Origin of the sequence: Rubritalea squalenifaciens DSM 18772 (assembly GCF_900141815.1) — a bacterium.
In the GTDB taxonomy this organism is placed as follows: Bacteria; Verrucomicrobiota; Verrucomicrobiia; order Verrucomicrobiales; family Akkermansiaceae; genus Rubritalea; species Rubritalea squalenifaciens.
The window spans coordinates 384,520-403,145 of the sequence record NZ_FQYR01000004.1 but is presented as its reverse complement, the minus strand read 5'-3'; the positions used below and the strand labels follow the sequence as shown (position 1 = coordinate 403,145).

Sequence of the window (18,626 nt, the reverse complement as noted above, 5' to 3'; positions counted from 1 at the left end):
GCAAAAACATCCCCAACTATGATGGATAAACAAAGTTTCAAGTTACCATTCCTACTGGCCATAGTATCAACAGGCATTCTCACAACAGGAGCTCACGCAGCATCAATTGCTTGGGACGGTGAAGGTAGTGATGGCATTTGGCAAACAGGATTAAACTGGGATACGAATAGCGTACCAACAGCCGCTGACGATATAACAATCAGCAATGGAGATACTGTCACATATGTGCCCGGCGGAGATCTGACCGTTGACGGAGGCAGTGTCACTGTTAGCGGCGGCTCAACACTTACTCAGACTGCCAGTAATTGGGCTAGAATCAACAATGGCACACTCACCCTCAACGATAGTACTTTCAGCCGTGCAGGCGGCAATGTAGTACTCGCCTTTAACACAGACAATAATAGCGGCATCAATGCAGTAAACAGCAATTTCAGCATTGGTGGTGAGCTTTGGTTTGGCCACAACAATAATACAGGAAACCAAGTTGTCTCAGTCAACCTCACGAATTCTACCATTGATGCCAACGGCGTGGTTGGCATCTGGTTCTGGGATACAGATGCAGCAGGAAATAGCTTTTCTCTTAACATCAACGGAGCTGGCTCTACCGTAGAAGGCCGGGTAGGAAGAAGAAACACAGGCGGTAGCAATAATGCGGTTACTTGGGAAACGCTTTGGAATGAAGGCATCTTGACCTACAATGGCAGCAATGCGGGTCTCTTCGCTGATCACTTTATTACTAGTGGCACTGCTGGCACCGGTGATTATACACTCACTTCCATCCCAGAGCCGTCATCTTTGAGCCTAATCAGCCTGGTTTGTTTCGGCCTACTTATGCGAAAGCATAGAAAACCATAGAGCGAATGGCCATTTACCTGAATGCCACAAAAGTAGTACTTCTAAGAAACTCATCTTGAGCATGCTCAACTAGAGGAGCAAACTCTGGGAAAACTATACACCGCTAGCTATAATTTCGGCAGTGAGTCAGCAGCCTTACGTAATGCATCATCTCCGATGTGCGTGTATGCTTGGTGGACTGCTTCCGAGTCGTGGCCGATGAGGGCTTGGACGGAGGCGGCGGGAATACCGGCTTCATGCATGAGACTGACTGCAGTGTGGCGCAGAGAGTGGTAAGAGAGCTGCATAGCCTGGCGTTTTGCGGATCTCCCCTGTCCCTTCTTCTGGTGGGTGGTCTTTTCCCTCAACCCGGCATGTTCCAGGATCTTGGTAAACTGGTTACTGAGAGTCGATACTTGCCAGTTGGCATTCTGGAGGGTCTCGCATGACTTAGGGTGAATGCATGCCTGGGGATCGTCACCTACGGGCAATCTTTCTATGTGGTCCAGTAGAGGCTTGGCGATTGGGATGTGTAGGCGTTTTCCGGTCTTACCTGTGACCAAGTTGATCATGCCCCGGTTGAGGTCGATGTTAGACCATCTCAGCTTGACGATGTCTCCTAGACGCTGGCCTGTGTAGAGCCCGAACAACACCATGCTTCTCCACTCGGAATTGGCATGCTCCATCACCAGCTTAAGTTCATCGACGGTGAAGGGCTTTCGCTGCTCCTTAGTGCTCTTGTCATCCTTAACTGAATCCACATGCTCAGCCGGGTTCTCAAGCAGAAAACCATCCCGCAGGGCATCCCTGAAAATCGACTTCAATGCCTTGATCTGGTGGTTGACTGTCTTGGCCGCGAGTTTCTTGGATAGATGATTCCTGAAGTTCGTGATCTCCTGCCGACTGAAGTTGTTGATGTCTTCACCGAGTTTATCTCCGAAGTAGGCTTCCAGTTTCTTCTGCACCCCGGCATAGAATGCAAAGGTAGCATCAGACACTTCCGGTCTCTTTCTCTCAAGCCAGGACTTGAGATGCTTTTCCAGGGAAATGGTAGGTAGATCCTCTCCAGTGATCTTCTGGTGTAGAGAGGCAATTACCTCCCGGGTCTGCTTTGCGGTCCTTTTCTTGCGTGCAGCCTCTTCATAATCATCAGCGATCTTCTGAGCCTCCCTCCGGGAACTTACTCCCTTTCTAACTACCTTGGTACTACGGCTGCACCTCTTCCCGTCCTTGTCGTAAAATGGGCAATCCAGTACTTCGAATTGGATTTCTGGTACACAAAAGCCATGTGGAACCTATAGTGGAACCATCCACATCCGTCCAACGAAATTCACAGAAGAACCAAAAACCTATATAAATCAATATTCATAGAATACCACGGACAACTGTGGACACTCCATTCCCGAACCGAGGGTTCGAATCCCTCCCTGTCCGCCATTTTAAAATGAAGCCATCTACTAAGATGGCTTTTTTGATATCAGGATCCTGAGGGATGCGAACGCAGTTCCTCTACTCTGAGTCTATAGCAAAGCTTAGCTCTATCTTGCCCTGATCTCTAATCACCACGTGGCAATTTCGTCGTGAGATTTTGTTGTACCCCCGGCACAGATTTTGTGAATCTTTGAAGCATATGTGGGATTTCCCCAGTGAGTTCTTCCTATCAGGGTAGATCTTCTGGTAGAATCCGGCATCGGACACTGATTCTCGAATGGCTGCTAACTCTCAGAAGAACACAAAACCTCAAATCCTCGTCATCGATGTAGGGGGCTCGAATATTAAGATGATCGCGACCGGTCAGGAAGAGCGGATCAAAATCCCCTCCGAACCTGACATGACTCCCGAGCAGATGATCAAACTAGTGCAGGAAGCCACAGCGGAATGGGACTATGATCACGTAGCGCTCGGCATTCCATGTGTGGTCCTACACGGTGAACCGGCGACTAATCCGGTCAACCTAGGCAAAGGATGGATCGGTTTTGATTTCGAAAAAGCGTTTGGCGTTCCTACCAAGGTGATCAATGATGCGGCCATGCAGGCCTATGGCTGCTACCATGGCGGCACCATGCTCTTCTTGGGCTTCGGTACTGGACTTGGTACCACACTCATCTGCGATGGCACCATCATCCCGCTAGAGGCTGGCCACCTTCCCTATAGAAAGAAGAAATCCTTCGAACAATACGTAGGTAAAAAGGGCTTCAACAAACTAGGCGCGGAAAAATGGGAGAAGCACGTGCGCAAAGTCATCAAGATCCTGCGCGACGCTTTCAATGCTGAAGACATCGTCATCGGTGGTGGCAATGCCAAGCTGCTAGATCCCATGCCGAAAGGCACACGCCGCACCGATAACGGCGCGGCCTTCACGGGTGGATTCAGGCTCTGGGGTGAAGAGCACGCTTGATAGGCATGCTCCCTCATCCATCTTTGCTTAGTAGGCGTCCACTGCCCCGTGAACTCCAGCGATGTAGGCGTCGATGTTTTCCCTGCTTGTTAGAGGATTCATGAAGACAGCCTTCTCTCCTGGGATTGGCTCCCAGTTGCCGTACTCATCGTAGTTTGTGTGACTCACAAATTCGATCCAGTTCGTGTAGAGGTGCTTCTTACCTCTGGCTTTGAAGATGTGGCGATGATAAGCCGTGTTCTCCCGGAGGCGCTGTCTGTACTCAGGAGAGTCGGAAAGCTTCTTCTCCATTTCATACTCGGCTTCGACATCGCTCACCTTCTTAGGATCATAAAGACGGAAGCCCACACTTGGCCCCTGGTTCTGGCCGGCCACGATCAGAGCACCAGGCACTTCGGAGAGCTTTTCACGGAAGTAGTTGGCATTCTGCAGACCGTGCGCAATCAGCATTTGATAGCCTTCCACCCCCATGTACTGTAGGGCAGAATAGGCTCCAAACATCCCAGCGGCACCGCGAGAACATTCCACAGTAGACTGCAAGTGAGTCTGCCCTTGTACATCATTCTCGAAGTAAGAGAAATTCTCTGGATCATGCTCCAGAGCCTGCATGGAACTCTTGTCCTTCACCATCACCAGGCTGGAGGTGTAGGGAACAAAGCCCCACTTCTGGAAGTCTACCGTGAAGCTGTCCGCATACTTCAGCTCCTGAAAGCGCGCTACATTGCGTTTCAAGCCAGTAAGAGTAGCCTCATTGATTTCGAGTGGATTTTGATCAAAGTCATATCCGAGGAAGAAGATCAGCGGCCAGCCCACTGCCGCATCCACGTGGATGTGCGGACGCACCATGCGGAACTGCTTGCACAGGCGGTCCAAAAGATCGGACACCGGCTTTACCTTATCCACACCAAAGGTATCTGTGGTCCCCATGGTCAACATGATTGTAGGCACTACACAGCCGAGACGGAAGCAAGCTGTGAGCTGCTGCTCCAAATCCAGCATGTCCATATCGTTGTCGTCGGTCAGCTTGATCTTGATGGTCTTCTTGTCAATGTTCACTCCGAGGACGGAAAGGTTTGTGGTGTTGGAGTAATGTCCACCTTGGGAATACATGATGCGATAGTCCTGGCCGTACTCTAGACCGAGATGCAGTGAGTCCGGCAGAGACTTTCTCAGTCCGAATAGATAGCCATAGAGGTTACAGAAGGTTCCTCCCTGGGTGAACAAGCCTGTGGCAGACTCTTCATTGTAGCCTACGAGTCTGGCAATCTTTCTGATCACCATGCGCTCGAAGTCCTCAGCCATACCAGCATACTCACTGTAGACGAGGTTTGGGTTAGCAACAGTTCCCATGAAGGCGCCGTAGATCGCGGCATCCGATGGTGCGCAGATCACATTTTCCACTGACGCCGGATCTTCCCAGTTTTTTGAAGTGGCGGCAGCAAAGACCAATAGAGGATCGATGCCATCTTCTGGAGAGCGCCATGCCTGGTTCAGCTTGGAGTTCAGCATCATTTGCTGGTGCAGAGCAGCACCACCGGGATATTCATCTACCACACGATGGCTGGGCACATGCTTTTTCCTGAAGTTCAGCACCTGCTCAATCCCTGGATCCCCGAAGACCGGCCAGACAGCCTTGTCCCTGGAGAAAAAAAGTCTTCTTAATTCATCCAGATTTTCCTGGAAGCGGTCAGAAACCGTATTGTCGAGTTTATGTGGAGAGAGCGTGTGCATAGGCGCTCTCTGTTTCACATTCCCCTCAAATTGTCAAATATCTCCACTATTTGTGCCAATTTCATCACAGATAGTCATCCATCTGCCTAGATCTCCTCTACTTCGAAGTCTCCCCAAAACTCCACAACCTCCACACTACAAGGAGCCATCTCTCCGATCACTACCTTGTGAGCCACCTCATGACCTATCCATTCCCGGGCCTCCTGAGAGAGCCGCACTTCTACTTCCTGAGCTGTCTGCCAGGGGTTGAAATGAATCACCACCAGAAAGGCTTGTCCTGATTTCCGATCCCTTCGCAGAAAGGCATACATCCATTTCCCGGAAACATGCTCCCCCTCAGCTCTGCCAAAGTGTTCGTTATCCCTATTGATGTAGTTGAGCCCAAAAACCTCCCCTCTGGAGAAAGCCGGCTCCCCCATCAGCTGGATCCATCCGGCGTACCAATCACGGAGTTCCTTCTGCTGCTCAGACAGCAAGGCTCCGTCATAACTCCCGCCATGCACCCACTTACAAAATTCCGGCAGGCTCCAGTAATCAAAGATACTGCTCCGTCCATCATCTCCGCTAAAGCCTTCTGAACCAATCGCCGGCTCACCGACTTCCTGACCATTGTAGAGCATACAGGGGCCACGGCCAACACCCAGGAGAAACGCGGTCACAGGCACCCCGACCTTCAGGCCATGCCCTCCCCAATGCTTAGGCGAAGCAATCCTTACCTCATCATGGTTTTCAGCATAGCGCAGCATCTGGTTTAACTTCCGTTCATCCCACAAAATATCATCCAGGTCATTCGCCCATTTGTCTCCCTCATAGATCTGCTTGACCAGCTCATAGCTGTCCCCGTCATATACGGAGTCGAAACCTGAATCTAACAAGGCATGCAGAACATTTTCATCAGTCAGCTTAGCCCGATCACCATCATAGGCTTCCGCCATGAAGTAGACCTCGGGATTTCTCCATCTAGCCTGCCTCACCGCCCAGCGCCAGAACTCCATGGGCACCATGTGCGCCATATCACAGCGGAAACCGTCTACCCCCATGAGCTGCCAATAGGAGAGAATGGCATCCATCGTTCTCCAGGTTTTTGGTACCTCATGCAACTCAGCCTCTGGCTCCGGCATATGGGATGTATCCCTACCCGTGCGAAAGTCATGGCCATAGTTGAGCTTCACCGTCTCATACCAATCATTCGGAGAGGGAGACCAGGTAGCCGCGTTATTTCCGGTGACTCGACCATGAACTTCTGGCTCATACAAACCACCGGGAAGCTGCATCTTCCACTCTCCCTCCAAATAAAAAAAGTGGTTTTCCCTATGGAAAAACTGCCTCACATCATCTCCTTTTCCAAAACTCAAATCTGGCTCTACGTCGCTGCCATAGCTTCTCGCCACATGGTTTGGAACAAAATCGATCACCACTTTCAGGCCTACGCTCCTACAACGGGCTAACAACTCCTTAAATTCCTCCAGCCTATTCTCAGGGTCACAGGCATAGTCAGGGCAGACATCGAAGTAGTCCTTCACAGCATAGGGGCTCCCAGCGCGCCCTTTCAGCAAAACAGGATTATCAGCTGGGCGGTTAGGATAGCTTGTACCGCTCGCATGCTCTAACACACCTGTGAGCCACAGATGGGTAAATCCCATCTCCTTGATCTCCTCAAGTGCCCGCTCGGTGATATCCGCGAACTTGCCGCAGCCGTTTTGCACAATCGCACCACCCGGAACTCTGCTCTCATTCGTATTTCCGAAGTGGCGGACAAACAGCTGGTAGATCCTTACCCTATCACTCATTTGACCCTTTGATACACATTACGATGATACATATCAATATAGACTGCTAACTTGGACGCCTCGCGCTCCACCTCATCCGGGATATCGTCTAGCAGCCACTCAGCTCTACACGTCCAGTTATGGTCCCCCACAGTCGCTGGTGTATTAATGCGGACATCACTTCCCAGCAAATCTGTGTACATCATGCAGGCGTAGCGGGCGTTGCTTTTCAGCAAGGCCTCCAGCAACTCCCACTTCAGGACATTATCAAAAGGCCCGTAGTCCTTGGCGTTTTTCATCACAGGCATCCCGGCATACTCACATAAAATCCGGAGCCCATCCCCACTACCAGCGCAGCCATCAGCGACATTTTTTCTCAGCTCTTCCCAGATCCCTTTGATAGGCGGATGGTCATGTGTGGTGTAAGTAGCAAATGAGCACTCATGATGACTCTCCGGTGGTTGCGCGCGTCCGGCCTGGTCAGTCTCCCAATGACAAATTTTAAATCCAGCGACACCCAGCTCCTCCAAGTGAGGCCTGACATAATCAGGAACACAGCCCAGATCCTCGCCTACGACCTCATATCCATCAGCCGCTTTGAGCACAGCTTTCAGGTAGCGGTCGCCATCCATGAGGTTCTGCGCCTTATGCTTCATTGTATCATCAGGCCTAGGCATGAACTGCGGCAGTCTTCCACCGGTGAGCGCCTTGGCCTCAGCCTCTGACAGGGGCAAGAACTCGGCATTACGTTTGGGGTGCCAAGGGAAGGCATAGATACGGTAAAACCCCAGAATGTGATCGATCCGGAAAATATGAAACACATCAGTGAGCTTTTCAATGCGCCGACACCACCAGGAATATTTATCTTTCTGGAGCTTATCCCAGTTGTAGAGAGGCACACCCCAGTTTTGCCCCCACTTGCAGGCAAAGGGATCATCTTTAAATACCTTCTCAGGTGGTGCTCCACCAAACCAATCCAAATCAAACCACTGCTGTTCAAAAAACACGTCAGCGCTGGCACAACTAACTCCGATGGGGATGTCCCCCATCAGCTTGATTCCCAAGTCATCCGCGTAATCCCTCACCTCCCACCATTGCTTGAAGGCATGCCACTGTACCCAGGCGTAGTAGAGCTGCACTCCTTCAGGCCCTCCATCAGTGAGCTTCTGCTTTTTCTTCTCATACGCTAAGGCCTTCTCCGCGGTATTGAATTCCTCAGGCCACCGGGTCCAATCCTCCTCACAGTTTGCCTCCTCCATCAACCAACGATACCGACAATATGGCTGCAACCAGTCTTTCTCCTGCTTGCAGAAATGCGTAAACTCAGGATCCTCATCCCCGTTGGCCACGTAACGCTGATAGGCTTTCCGCAGCAACCTCCCTTTGACGAGCTTCACCGTGTGGTAATCCACTCTATCACTTTCCAACCACTTGCGCCCAAACTCGTCCAACAAATCCTCGATATCATCCTGGCCTATTTCCGGAATGCGCGAGACATCCACATAAATAAAATCCAAGGCTACCGAACTGATCGCCGCATAGGGACTGTTATCCATTCCACTCACATTGATAGGCAACAGCTGCAGGAAGCCCACCTTGTGCTTGGCCAGCCAATCCAGACACAGTTTCACCGTGGAGGTATCACCAATCCCCAGATCACCACTGCGGCGCATCGAAAAAACTGGAAACAAAAGTCCAGCAGAACGAGCCACATTCTCAAAGGCTTTGACCATAGACTACTATTATAAATACCCGGAACTTCTTCTTGGCAACGCTAATTCTCGTGGCACATTGGCTCCTCCCCTAGCCAAGCCATGACATACCCTCAAATAGGGAATCTCACTATTTCGTATTACTTAATCACTCAGAATTTGCTTCCCAAACCACGATTCCATCCCTAATCCCAGTCCCAAGCATGTCCAAAACTCTGATCATCGCCGAAAAGCCGTCCGTCGCAACCGACCTTTCACGCACACTCGCGAAGGCCCCCGACATCGGTAAATTCGAGAAAAAAGGCAAAGGCCGGGATATTTACTACGAGAACGACACTCACGTGATCACATCAGCGGTAGGTCATTTGGTACAGCTCAAGATGCCCACTGGGCCGAATGGCAAGAACCTGCCATGGAAATTCGACGTCCTTCCCGCCGTCCCTAAAAAATTTGAGCTTGAGCCGATCGAGCAATCCGAGACACGCCTCAAGCAAGTCCTCAAGCTAGCCCGCCGCAAGGATATCGACATGATTGTCAATGCATGCGATGCCGGCCGTGAAGGTGAGCTCATCTTCAAGTACATTCTCGAACTGGGTAATATCGACAAGCCAGTCAAGCGCCTCTGGATGCGTTCCATGACTACCCAGGCAGTGCTCGATGCCTGGAGCGAGCTGCGCGATGACGAGGATATGGCCAATCTGACAGCCGCTGCCAAGTGCCGCTCAGAGTCCGACTGGCTGGTAGGCCTGAACTCTACCCGCGCCCTGACCTGCTTCCGTTCCCGCCATGGTGGGTTCAACATCACTTCCGCAGGCCGTGTGCAGACTCCTACTCTGGCCATTCTGGCCAAGCGCGAGCTGGAGATCAGAAATTTCAAGCCTACACCTTATGCTGAAGTCCATGCGGATTTCTCAGTTTCCGCAGGAAGCTATTCCGGCAAGTGGATCGACACAAACTGGAGCAAAGACTCCAGCAACCCACACTCCAAAGCGGAACGCATCTGGAAAACCCCTGACGCCGAGGCGATTAAGAACCGCTGTGAGGGCAAATCAGGCACAGTCACAGAAACCAAGAAGCCAACCAAGCAGGTAGCGCCTCAGCTTTATGACCTCACCACGCTACAGCGTGAGGCATCTTCTCGCTTCGGTTTCTCAGCAGGCAATACACTCAAGCTGGCTCAGGCTCTCTACGAGCGCCACAAAATGCTAACCTACCCGAGAACGGACTCCCGCTACCTTCCGGAAGACTACGTACCCACCGTCAAGTCCACGATCTCTTCCATTGCCAAGGATTACGATGATCTCTCAGAATACGCCAAGGACATCCTCGACAACAAGGGGCTGAATACTTCCAAGCGTATTTTCAACAACGCCAAGATCTCTGATCACTTCGCGATCATTCCTACTGGCCGCTTCGTCAAACTCTCCGAGCCTGAGCAGAAGATCTTCGATCTGGTCTGCAAGCGCTTCCTCGCCGTTCACTTCCCTCACGCGGTCTTCGAAAATACCCGCCGTGAGACTACCATCTCTCACTCCGAGGGAACCGCAGACACCTTCCTCACCACAGGTAAGGTACTCGTCGAACCAGGCTGGATGGCCGTTTACGGCCGCAAGGTTGGTGTAGCAGCAGGTAAGGATGAGCTCTGCTCTGTCTCCGAAGGTGAAACCGCACAGGTTGAGCACATCGAAGTAGTCGAGGACGAAACCAAGCCTCCAGCGCGCTACAACGAAGCTACCCTGCTTTCAGCCATGGAAGGTGCAGGCAAGCTGGTGGAAGACGAAGAACTACGCGAAGCGATGGCTGAGCGCGGCCTCGGTACTCCAGCGACTCGTGCTGTCATCATTGAGACGCTCATCCGCCAGAAATACATCGCCCGTGATGGCCGTGACATCCACGTGACCGGATCCGGCCTCAAGCTCATCAGCACCCTTCACGAGATCGGTGTCGACGGGTTGACCTCTCCAGAAATGACGGGTGACTGGGAATACAAGCTTCACGAAATGGAGCAGGGTAAACTGGAACGTCCGGAATTCATGCGCGAGATCATCGCATACACTGAAGACATCGTCGAACGTGCCAAGGCTTACGCCGCCGAACTCAAGAACAAGGTATTCCCTGACATCAAGGCCCCATGCCCTAAATGTGGCGCCGAGACCCTCAAACAGACCGACGCTACGTACGAATGTCATGATCCAGAATGCGGCTTCCGCATGAGCAAGTATGTGGCATCCCGCCTCATTTCAGAGGATGAAGCCAAAGAACTCTGCACGAAGAAATTCGTAGGCCCCCTAGAGGGCTTCAAGTCACGCTTCAACCGCCCCTTCGATGCTGGTTTGGAGATCGATAAGAAGTACAAAGTGGCCTTCGTCTTTGACCGTGATGAAGAGGATGAGGAAGACCTGTCCGAAGATCAAATCATCGGCTCCTTCACCAAAGACGGTCAAGAGCACAAGATCTACGAGACCGAAAAGTCCTACCTAGCACCTTCCTTCAAGAACAACAAGGCGCCGAATGGACTCAAACTTTCCAAGGTCATGCTGCAGCAGGAGATCTCCCGTGAGGATGCCATCAAGCTATTCAATGGCGAGAAGTCATCCTTGATGACCGACTTTGTCTCCAACCGCACAAAGCGTAAATTTAAGGCCTTCCTGATCTACGATTTCGAAAATGCTCGCCCGAACTTTGACTTCCCGCCACGTGAGCCAAAGAAAAAAGCGGCCAAGAAAGCCGCTAAGAAAGCCGCTAAGAAAGCCGCTAAGAAAGCCGCTAAGAAAGCCGCTAAGAAGGCCGCGAAGAAGACCGAAGAGTAAGGCTCATAAGCCAATATCTTTTTCCCTAAGCCCGCCACTTATCTGGCGGGCTTTTTTTCATACAGACACAGACAGAGGGAATTTGGTGCTTGATCCAGCCATCCCAGAAATCTAAACGGGCATCCTGACATTGGATACAAAGCTCCAATTCTTTCTATCTGAACTACAAGCAAAACAAGATGACTATTCGAATCCTCATGCTGTTGTTCCCCCTAATTTGCGTCAGCTGCGCCAACAGTTCTCTCACCAGCACCTCTTCGGATGAGGAGTTGATCAACGGAAAATACAAGGTCGTGAAGACGGAGACAGGCAAGATGTCCTGGTACTCCGTGAAGACTAACTATGGAACCGCTACCGCCTCTGGTGAAAAGTTCTGCAATTTCAAACCTACGGCTGCCCATAAGAAGCTCAAAATGGGCACTATGGTTCGTGTCACCAATCTGAAGAATGGCAAATCCAGCATTCTTCGCATCAATGACCGAGGTCCCTACAAGCCAGGACGTATCATCGACGTCGCTGTCGGCATGTCCAAAAATGAGAAACTTGCCTTTTATAAGGATGGAGTCGTCCCATGCAAGGTGGAGGTCCTTGAGGAAATATCTGAAGACAATAAAGACCAGGAGGAATCCTAGGCCTTCATTGACTCACCATATTTTGCAGTGGAAGGCTCTGGCTTCTTGATCAGCCAGCCTTCCACCCAGGCCTGCAAGTCTGCAGCCACTTCCTCCGGTACAAAGCTGCAGAGTTTGACGAACTTCTTTCCTTTCAGCTTCACCCGGTATCTCGGGCTGTTATTCACGTGCCCTGAATTTGTGCTATCCACGGATCGAAAGCTGTCCCTCGGATGAGTGACACTCTTCACTACAGCCCCCTTCTTGCGGGTCTCCACCACCAGCGAGTCTTTGCCAAACTCAAAGACTTCCTCGCGCCCGATGGAACTGAAGCCACCTAATACGAGCAGCAAGCCCACGACACCGAAGACCGTCCCGATGAGAAATGGTATGATCTCAAAAATAGTAAAGATCAGCTCAAACCAGTTGTCCGTATCAGGCCCGAATCCATCGAGTCCGGATCGTACCACAATAAAACTCACCACCATGAAGACAATGCCGATAAGCATTGCCCACTTCCCGCCTTGGTTCAGGCGCGTGAAACGAAAGCCATCTTGACCGATTCTCTCCAGCTTCATTCCTTTGTGAGAAAACTCCTCCTTGTCGGCACTGCTAGCGATCTGGAGACTACCTGAGCTATCAACCATACGGGAAGACGGTAACACCTGTTGGATACTGCTGACTAACCAGCGTTTCTCATCATCGCTCAATTCACTGCCGAAACTTAATCCTTTGCCGCCTTCCTTTTCGGAAATACTTACGGCGTACACTGGCCGGTCATTGCTTCTGTAACTCTCCTTCAAACTCACAAAGTCGACCTGCTCTATCTCCAAGGTAGTCTCCTTCACCTTGCTAAAGAAGCGCTTCATCATCCGCACACGATGCTCGTCCGCCAGTACCATTACCTCCGTGTAGCGCATACGTAGACCTGCATAAAGCACCCCGATCCCTACTAGCCAGAATGGGACAAAGAACAAAATAGTCCATTTGCTAGCAGGCTCACCAGTATTCGAGTCTACCGGATCCCCAAATATGAACATCAAGCTCATAAAGAGAGTAAAACTTAACCAGATAGCGCCGAACACCATGAGAAAGCCTACCCCCTTCTTCGCCGGGATGAGCCAGCTCTTCCCTCCATCTATATCCGCCTCTACTATTTTTGATTTTTCCGGTTTCGGCACAGCCTCCCCTAACTTTCCGTCACGCTGCTCCCTGCGCTCCTCCATCACCTGTGAGAGACTTCCGCTCCAGCCGCAGCTAGCACAGTCAAATTCGGCATCCAGCCCCTCCTTGGGCATCACAGGGGGAAGCAGGAGTTTCTGCGCACACTTCGGGCACTTTACTCCTTTAGAACGGGCGATGTCGTAGCCCTTCTTCACCGCAAAATCTTTTAGCTTATCAAGCATAGTCTCAGAAAACTAGGTTCCCCCTCATCCGTCAAGCACCCCAGTAGCGCAGACCAATTCCAGTCAGATACAGACACCAGAGCAACGGAACGAAGGCTTTACTCTCCTTCCTGCAATAGCTCACACCCCAATAGCCAGATTGATCGACTTCGGGGACCAGCTATTCCACATAGAAGCCATCGTGAACAAACTGGCCAATATTCATCAGCTTGAACTCGTTCGGGATAGCCCTGCAGCCCACATGGGATGGACTCGATGATGACCGACAACCTACGGAATCGCCACTTCTACCTTGTAGAAAGCGGATGAATCTAAGGTTGTGCCTGAAAAAATGAGATTATTCCCAGTGCCCGGTATAGCGGTCTGTCCCGGAACCGGAGTCCACTCCTGCAGGTCTGTGCTGCGCAGGAGCGTGTAGGATCTCACCGACGATGTCGGAACCGTGATGGTGATGGTTTCACCTCTTTCCAAGGCCAAAATGCGAAAGCGATCCGCGGTATCAAACGGGTTGGTATCTGCCACATACTCGTCGTAGGCAGATGCGCCATCACCGTCAGCATCGGGAGTGGCATCCGCGGCATCGGTGGGATCGAGCCCCCGGTCCACTTCCCAGCCATCGGCCATACCATCCGCATCCGAGTCAGGATTCAAAGGATCCAGCTTTTGGATGATGATCAGGCTGTGATTACCCCCAGCGCGGATGGCCTTTGCATGACTCACTACGCTCGGGATGGTGGTCTGTCCGGAGGTATTGTGTCCCCATCCAATCACGGTGCCGTCTTCAAGGAGCGCGAGGCTATGGAGTCCACCTGCTGAAATCTGTACGGCATTGCTGAGATCTGGGGGAATGCTCGTCTGACCGAATTGATTATTTCCCCATGCAACCACCGTGCCGTCCGCTAAGAGAGCCAAAGCATGAAGGTCTCCAGCTGCAATCGCTTCCACATCGGCCCCAAATTCCGGGACATTGTTGATACCGAAACTGGTCTTAGCCCAAGAGATGACAGAACCATCGTTCAGCAGCGCTAGGCTGTAGCCCGAGCCTGCAGAGATAGCCGCCGCATCGGTCACTGATGAAGGAACCGTCGCTGCAAGAGCAAGATCACTCCCCCATGCGACGACCGAGTTGTCCGGCTGGATGGCCAGATTGTGGGATTCTCCTGCAGCGATCGCTTTCGGATTCGTCACTGTTGCAGGGATCGTTGCTTGGCCGTCTTCATTTCTTCCCCAGCCGACGAGCGAACCATCCCCCAAAAGCGCCAGGTTGTGATAAGCACCCACGTAAATGGCGATCACATTGGTCACCCCTGACGGAATGGTGGATTGCCCATAATCATTATCTCCCCATCCGACCAATGAGCCATCCGCCAGCAGGGCGATGTTGTGAAACTTTCCCGCTCCGACATCGATCACCTTGGCCGCGGCAGAAGGCACCTGACCCTGTCCCACACCATTGTTCCCGAAGGCCACCAACTCAGGCAGCTCATCCGCATCATCCAGACCGTCGGAGTCGCTATCGACATCGAGCGGATTGGTTCCCAGATAACGGATTTCCAGGTAGTCCGTGATCTTATCCGCATCTGTATCGCGCAGAAGCGGACTGGTACCATAGGTGTTCACTTCCGCGCTATCGGACAAGCCATCCTCATCCGTATCGGCATCCAATGGGTCGGTTCCAAGCGTGTTGACTTCTGCTCCATCGAGCAAGCCATCCTCATCCGTGTCGTCAATCAACGGGTTCGTTTCGTGGACTAACAACTCATCGACATCATCGATCCCGTCTGAATCTGTGTCGACGCCGATATTGCTGACAAAGGGATCGAATCCGAGTTCAATTTCCAGGCTGTTGATAAGGCCATCGTCATCGGCGTCCAGATCCGTAGGATCGGTCCCATGGATATTGACCTCATCGCCATCGGAGAACCCGTCCCCATCCGAGTCTGGATTCAAGGGATCGGTTCCATAGCTGCTTCCTTCTTCACCATCCAGTAGCCCGTCGCCATCCGAGTCGGGATTGAGCGGATCCAGATCCAGCGAAAGCACCAAACTGTGATAATACCCAGCCGAGATTGCCATGGCATTCGCGACCGTTCCAGGCTCCGAAACCTGATGGTATAAATTTTTTCCCCACCCGACCACGGAGCCATCGTCGAGGAGCGCCAGATTGTACTGCCCACCGCATGCGATGGCTGCCGCATTGTTCACCGAGGAAGGTCCGGTGCTTTGATTGTGGGAGTTGTCTCCCCAACCGATGAGCGTGCCGTCGGACTGCATCGCTAAACTATGATACCTGTTGGTATCGATCGCCACCGCCTGGGTGACCGCCCCGGGCACCGTCGCTTGCCCCAGGTGATCATACCCCCACGCAATGACGGAACCGTCGGCATTGAGTGCCAGGCTGTGACCATCTCCCGCGGCAATGTCCACCGGATTAATCACTGAGCTAGGTGTCGTGATCTGGCCAGAACTATTGGATCCCCAACCAATCACGGTACCGTCGGCCTTCAATGCTAAGCTGTGATAAAATCCGGCAGAAATCGCTGTAGCATCCGTCAAAGAGCCTGGCACGCTACTTTGGCCGGATTGATTCCGCCCCCAGGCAATCACGGTGCCGTCGGCCTTCAATGCTAGACTGTGCTCAAGCCCCGCAGAAATCGCCACTACGTTGGTGGCGGAAGCCGGAACCGAGACCTGACCATACGTGTTTTGACCCCAGCCCACCACCGAACCATCGGCCAGAAGAGCCAGGCTGTGATATCCACCGCCATCAACGGTCACCACCTGGGATGAGAAATTCGGAATGCTTATCTGACCCTCCGCATTTCTGCCGAATGCCACCACCTTCGGCATTTCATCCTGGTCATCGATACCATCAGCATCGGTGTCCGCATCGAGAGGGTTGGTTTTGAAGTAATGGATTTCAAAATAGTCGGAAAGGGTATCGTCATCACTGTCACGCTTGAGCGGGTCGGTCCCATGGGTGAGCACTTCGGCGAGATCCTTCAAGCCGTCCAAATCAGAATCCTGCCCGATGTTGCTGACCAGCGGGTCGAGCCCGAGAGTCAATTCATTAGGGTCGGTCAGGCCATCTGAATCTGTGTCGTCTTCCAAAGGATTGGTGCCGTGGGTGAGCACCTCATCAATGTCGCTCAAGGTGTCTGAATCCGAATCCAGCCCAATGTTGCTGACAGACGGATCAAGGCCGTTTTCCACCTCCTGCTTATCAGTGAGGCCATCGGCATCGGGGTCGGCATCCAGTGGGTTGGTGCCATGGGTGCTCACTTCTTCCTCATCGGTTAAACCATCGTCATCGGAGTCGGCATCCAGCGGATCGGTGCCATGGTTGTTAACCTCTTCACCGTCGGTCAGGTCATCGTCATCGGAATCATCATCCAGTGGGTCGGTGCCGTGGGTGTTGATTTCTTCGTCATCGGTTAACCCGTCCGCGTCGGAGTCGTCACTCAGCGGGTTGGTACCGTGGGTATTGACTTCATCGATATCGCTCAGGTTATCCGAATCGGAATCGAGACCGATGTTGCTGGTGAGCGGATCGAGTCCGTTATCCAACTCCTGCTTATCAGTCAGGCCATCGTCATCGGAGTCAGCATCCCGTGGATCCGTGCTATGCGTGTTGACTTCTTCGCCATCCATCAAACCATCGGAATCCATGTCACCGTCCAGCGGGTCGAGCGGCAGCGAGAGAATAAGATTATGAAAGCCTCCGGCTGAAATGGCCACCCCATGAGACACGGAAGCGACCCCCGAAGTTTGGCCATAGATGTCATTCCCCCATCCGCTAACCGTGCCATCATCATGCAGGACGAGGCTGTGATCGTTGCCGCCGGAAACGGCCACGGCATTCGTTATCGTGGACGGGATGGCTATCTGAGACTGGGAATTGTCGCCCCAAGCGATGACGGTTCCATCATCCAGCACCGCCAGACCGTGATTTTCACCGGCGGAAATGCCCGCCACATTGATTGCCGTGCCGGGAACCGAGTTCTGCCCCAGTGAGCTGTCACCCCACGCAATCACCGAACCGTCGGCGCGCAAGGCCAAGCTGTGATACGCCCCAGCCGAGATGGCCTCGACATTGGTCGCCGTGGCCGGAACGGTGGCCTGTCCGTAAAGATTTCCACCCCATCCAATCACCGAACCATCGACCAACAGAGCCAGACTATGAAATCTGCCGGCCGCGACCCCCACAGCATTCTTCACAGAAGACAGAATATCAATCTTGCCTGAAAAGGTGTTTCCCCATCCGACCACGCTCCCATCTGCCAAGACGGCGAGGCTGTGGGATTCCCCGGCGGCAATAGCGATTGCATTGCTTGCCGAGGCGGGCACCGAAGTCTGACCAGAATCGTTACGCCCCCAAGCGACCACCGAACCATCGGCCAGAAGAGCCAGACTATGATAAACACCCGCTGACACCGCAACCACGTTTGTGGCGGATCCCGGAATGGTCGTCTGTCCGTAGTTATTTCTTCCCGAGGTGCTCAGCTGCGGCAACTCCTCGGAATCATCCAGACCATCAGCATCGCTGTCTGAAAGAAGTGGATTGGTCTTGGTATAATGGACCTCAATATAATCGGTGATCCCGTCCTCATCACTGTCCCGGTCCAGCGGATCGAGCCCGTTGTCCGACTCATACTGATTGCTCAACCCGTCCTCATCGCTGTCCCCGTCCGGAGTCAAGGCCACCACTTCCAAAGCACTCAGTGGCCGATTGTAGAAGCGCAGATCCTTTAACGCACCGTCGAGATATCCGTCCACCGCCCAAGGGGATCGCCCCAGATAGTTAATCGTGCGTACGGAGGAGGCTGGTAAAGCTCGGGTGGTATTTAATCCGGTGTCTACGCCGTTTCGATAGAGAGATACCTGGCCATTGGCCGCATGCACCAATGTAATGTGGACCCATTCTCCTGTGACGAAAAAATCCGGCACATCCCACCCTCCGCCGTTCCGAACATCGTAGACCAAACCATCCGTCGTCCCGACATGCCCCATGAGAATGTTGTTGGTGTCGGCTCCTACGCTGAAATCGAAGATGCGGGAATAGTTTTCAGCAAATGAGTCATAGCGCACCCAGCCGGAAAAGCTGAAACCGTTGGTGAAACTGTCAAACCCGTCCGGCAGATCGATCCAGGCATTGGTGGTCCCGTCGAAATCCGCATAGCCATTGTTGAAGGAGACGCCGGACATCACCGTTCCCGTCATCCCATTGCCCGAGGCATCAGCGGCATCGCTGGTCAGGGGGTAATGCGCAATCAGACCATCATTCAGATCCACCGCACCAGATGTCTGACATATGAGCATAAATGCCAAAATCGCGGCACATGATCTGTAAAGCTG

General features: G+C 52.5%; 10 protein-coding genes. 4 read left to right on the top strand and 6 right to left on the bottom strand.

What is annotated here, in order from left to right; translation table 11 throughout:
• Positions 1 to 18: 18 nt before the first annotated feature.
• The gene (locus BUB27_RS12010; protein WP_143184088.1) at positions 19 to 855 is read left to right on the top strand and encodes a PEP-CTERM sorting domain-containing protein; all 837 of its coding nucleotides are present in this window, start codon (positions 19 to 21) and stop codon (positions 853 to 855) included.
• 107 nt (positions 856 to 962) lie between these two features.
• On the opposite strand, the gene BUB27_RS12005 is transcribed toward BUB27_RS12010, so the two are convergent.
• Positions 963 to 1,877, bottom strand: a complete 915-nt coding sequence (locus tag BUB27_RS12005; RefSeq protein ID WP_268793979.1) for a tyrosine-type recombinase/integrase — start codon at positions 1,875 to 1,877, stop codon at positions 963 to 965.
• 665 nt (positions 1,878 to 2,542) lie between these two features.
• On the opposite strand from BUB27_RS12005, the gene BUB27_RS12000 reads away from it, so the two are divergent.
• Complete coding sequence (locus BUB27_RS12000) at positions 2,543 to 3,232, top strand: ROK family protein (protein ID WP_143184086.1); 690 nt, start codon at positions 2,543 to 2,545, stop codon at positions 3,230 to 3,232.
• Positions 3,233 to 3,259: 27 nt separating this feature from the next.
• On the opposite strand, the gene BUB27_RS11995 is transcribed toward BUB27_RS12000, so the two are convergent.
• The 3 genes from BUB27_RS11995 to BUB27_RS11985 all read right to left on the bottom strand — a co-directional run bounded on the left by BUB27_RS11995 (position 3,260) and on the right by BUB27_RS11985 (position 8,465).
• A complete protein-coding gene (locus tag BUB27_RS11995; RefSeq protein ID WP_143184085.1) occupies positions 3,260 to 4,963 on the bottom strand; it encodes a pyridoxal phosphate-dependent decarboxylase family protein in 1,704 nt (567 codons plus the stop codon).
• Positions 4,964 to 5,049: 86 nt separating this feature from the next.
• A complete protein-coding gene (locus BUB27_RS11990) occupies positions 5,050 to 6,753 on the bottom strand; it encodes an alpha-amylase family glycosyl hydrolase (RefSeq protein ID WP_143184084.1) in 1,704 nt (567 codons plus the stop codon).
• On the bottom strand, positions 6,750 to 8,465 hold the full coding sequence (locus BUB27_RS11985) for a 4-alpha-glucanotransferase (RefSeq protein ID WP_143184083.1): 1,716 nt from the start codon (positions 8,463 to 8,465) through the stop codon (positions 6,750 to 6,752). Before BUB27_RS11985 ends, BUB27_RS11990 begins: the two co-directional genes overlap by 4 nt.
• Before the next feature lie 182 nt (positions 8,466 to 8,647).
• Here BUB27_RS11985 and BUB27_RS11980 point away from each other — a divergent pair, with 182 nt between their 5' ends.
• Both BUB27_RS11980 and BUB27_RS11975 read left to right on the top strand, forming a co-directional pair.
• On the top strand, positions 8,648 to 11,254 hold the full coding sequence (locus tag BUB27_RS11980; protein WP_143184082.1) for a DNA topoisomerase III: 2,607 nt from the start codon (positions 8,648 to 8,650) through the stop codon (positions 11,252 to 11,254).
• 179 nt (positions 11,255 to 11,433) lie between these two features.
• Positions 11,434 to 11,886 (top strand): septal ring lytic transglycosylase RlpA family protein, encoded by a 453-nt coding sequence (locus BUB27_RS11975; RefSeq protein WP_200797118.1) that lies wholly within the window; start codon positions 11,434 to 11,436, stop codon positions 11,884 to 11,886.
• Here BUB27_RS11975 and BUB27_RS11970 read toward each other — a convergent pair.
• Entirely contained in the window at positions 11,883 to 13,271 is a 1,389-nt protein-coding gene (locus BUB27_RS11970; RefSeq protein ID WP_143184081.1) for a hypothetical protein, read from the bottom strand. The two genes, BUB27_RS11975 and BUB27_RS11970, sit on opposite strands and share 4 nt — an antisense overlap.
• Positions 13,272 to 13,541: 270 nt before the next feature.
• Positions 13,542 to 18,590 carry a LamG-like jellyroll fold domain-containing protein gene (locus BUB27_RS11965; RefSeq protein WP_159434936.1) on the bottom strand — a complete coding sequence of 1,683 codons (5,049 nt, stop codon included), beginning with the start codon at positions 18,588 to 18,590 and terminating at the stop codon, positions 13,542 to 13,544.
• Between the last annotated feature and the right edge of the window lie 36 nt (positions 18,591 to 18,626).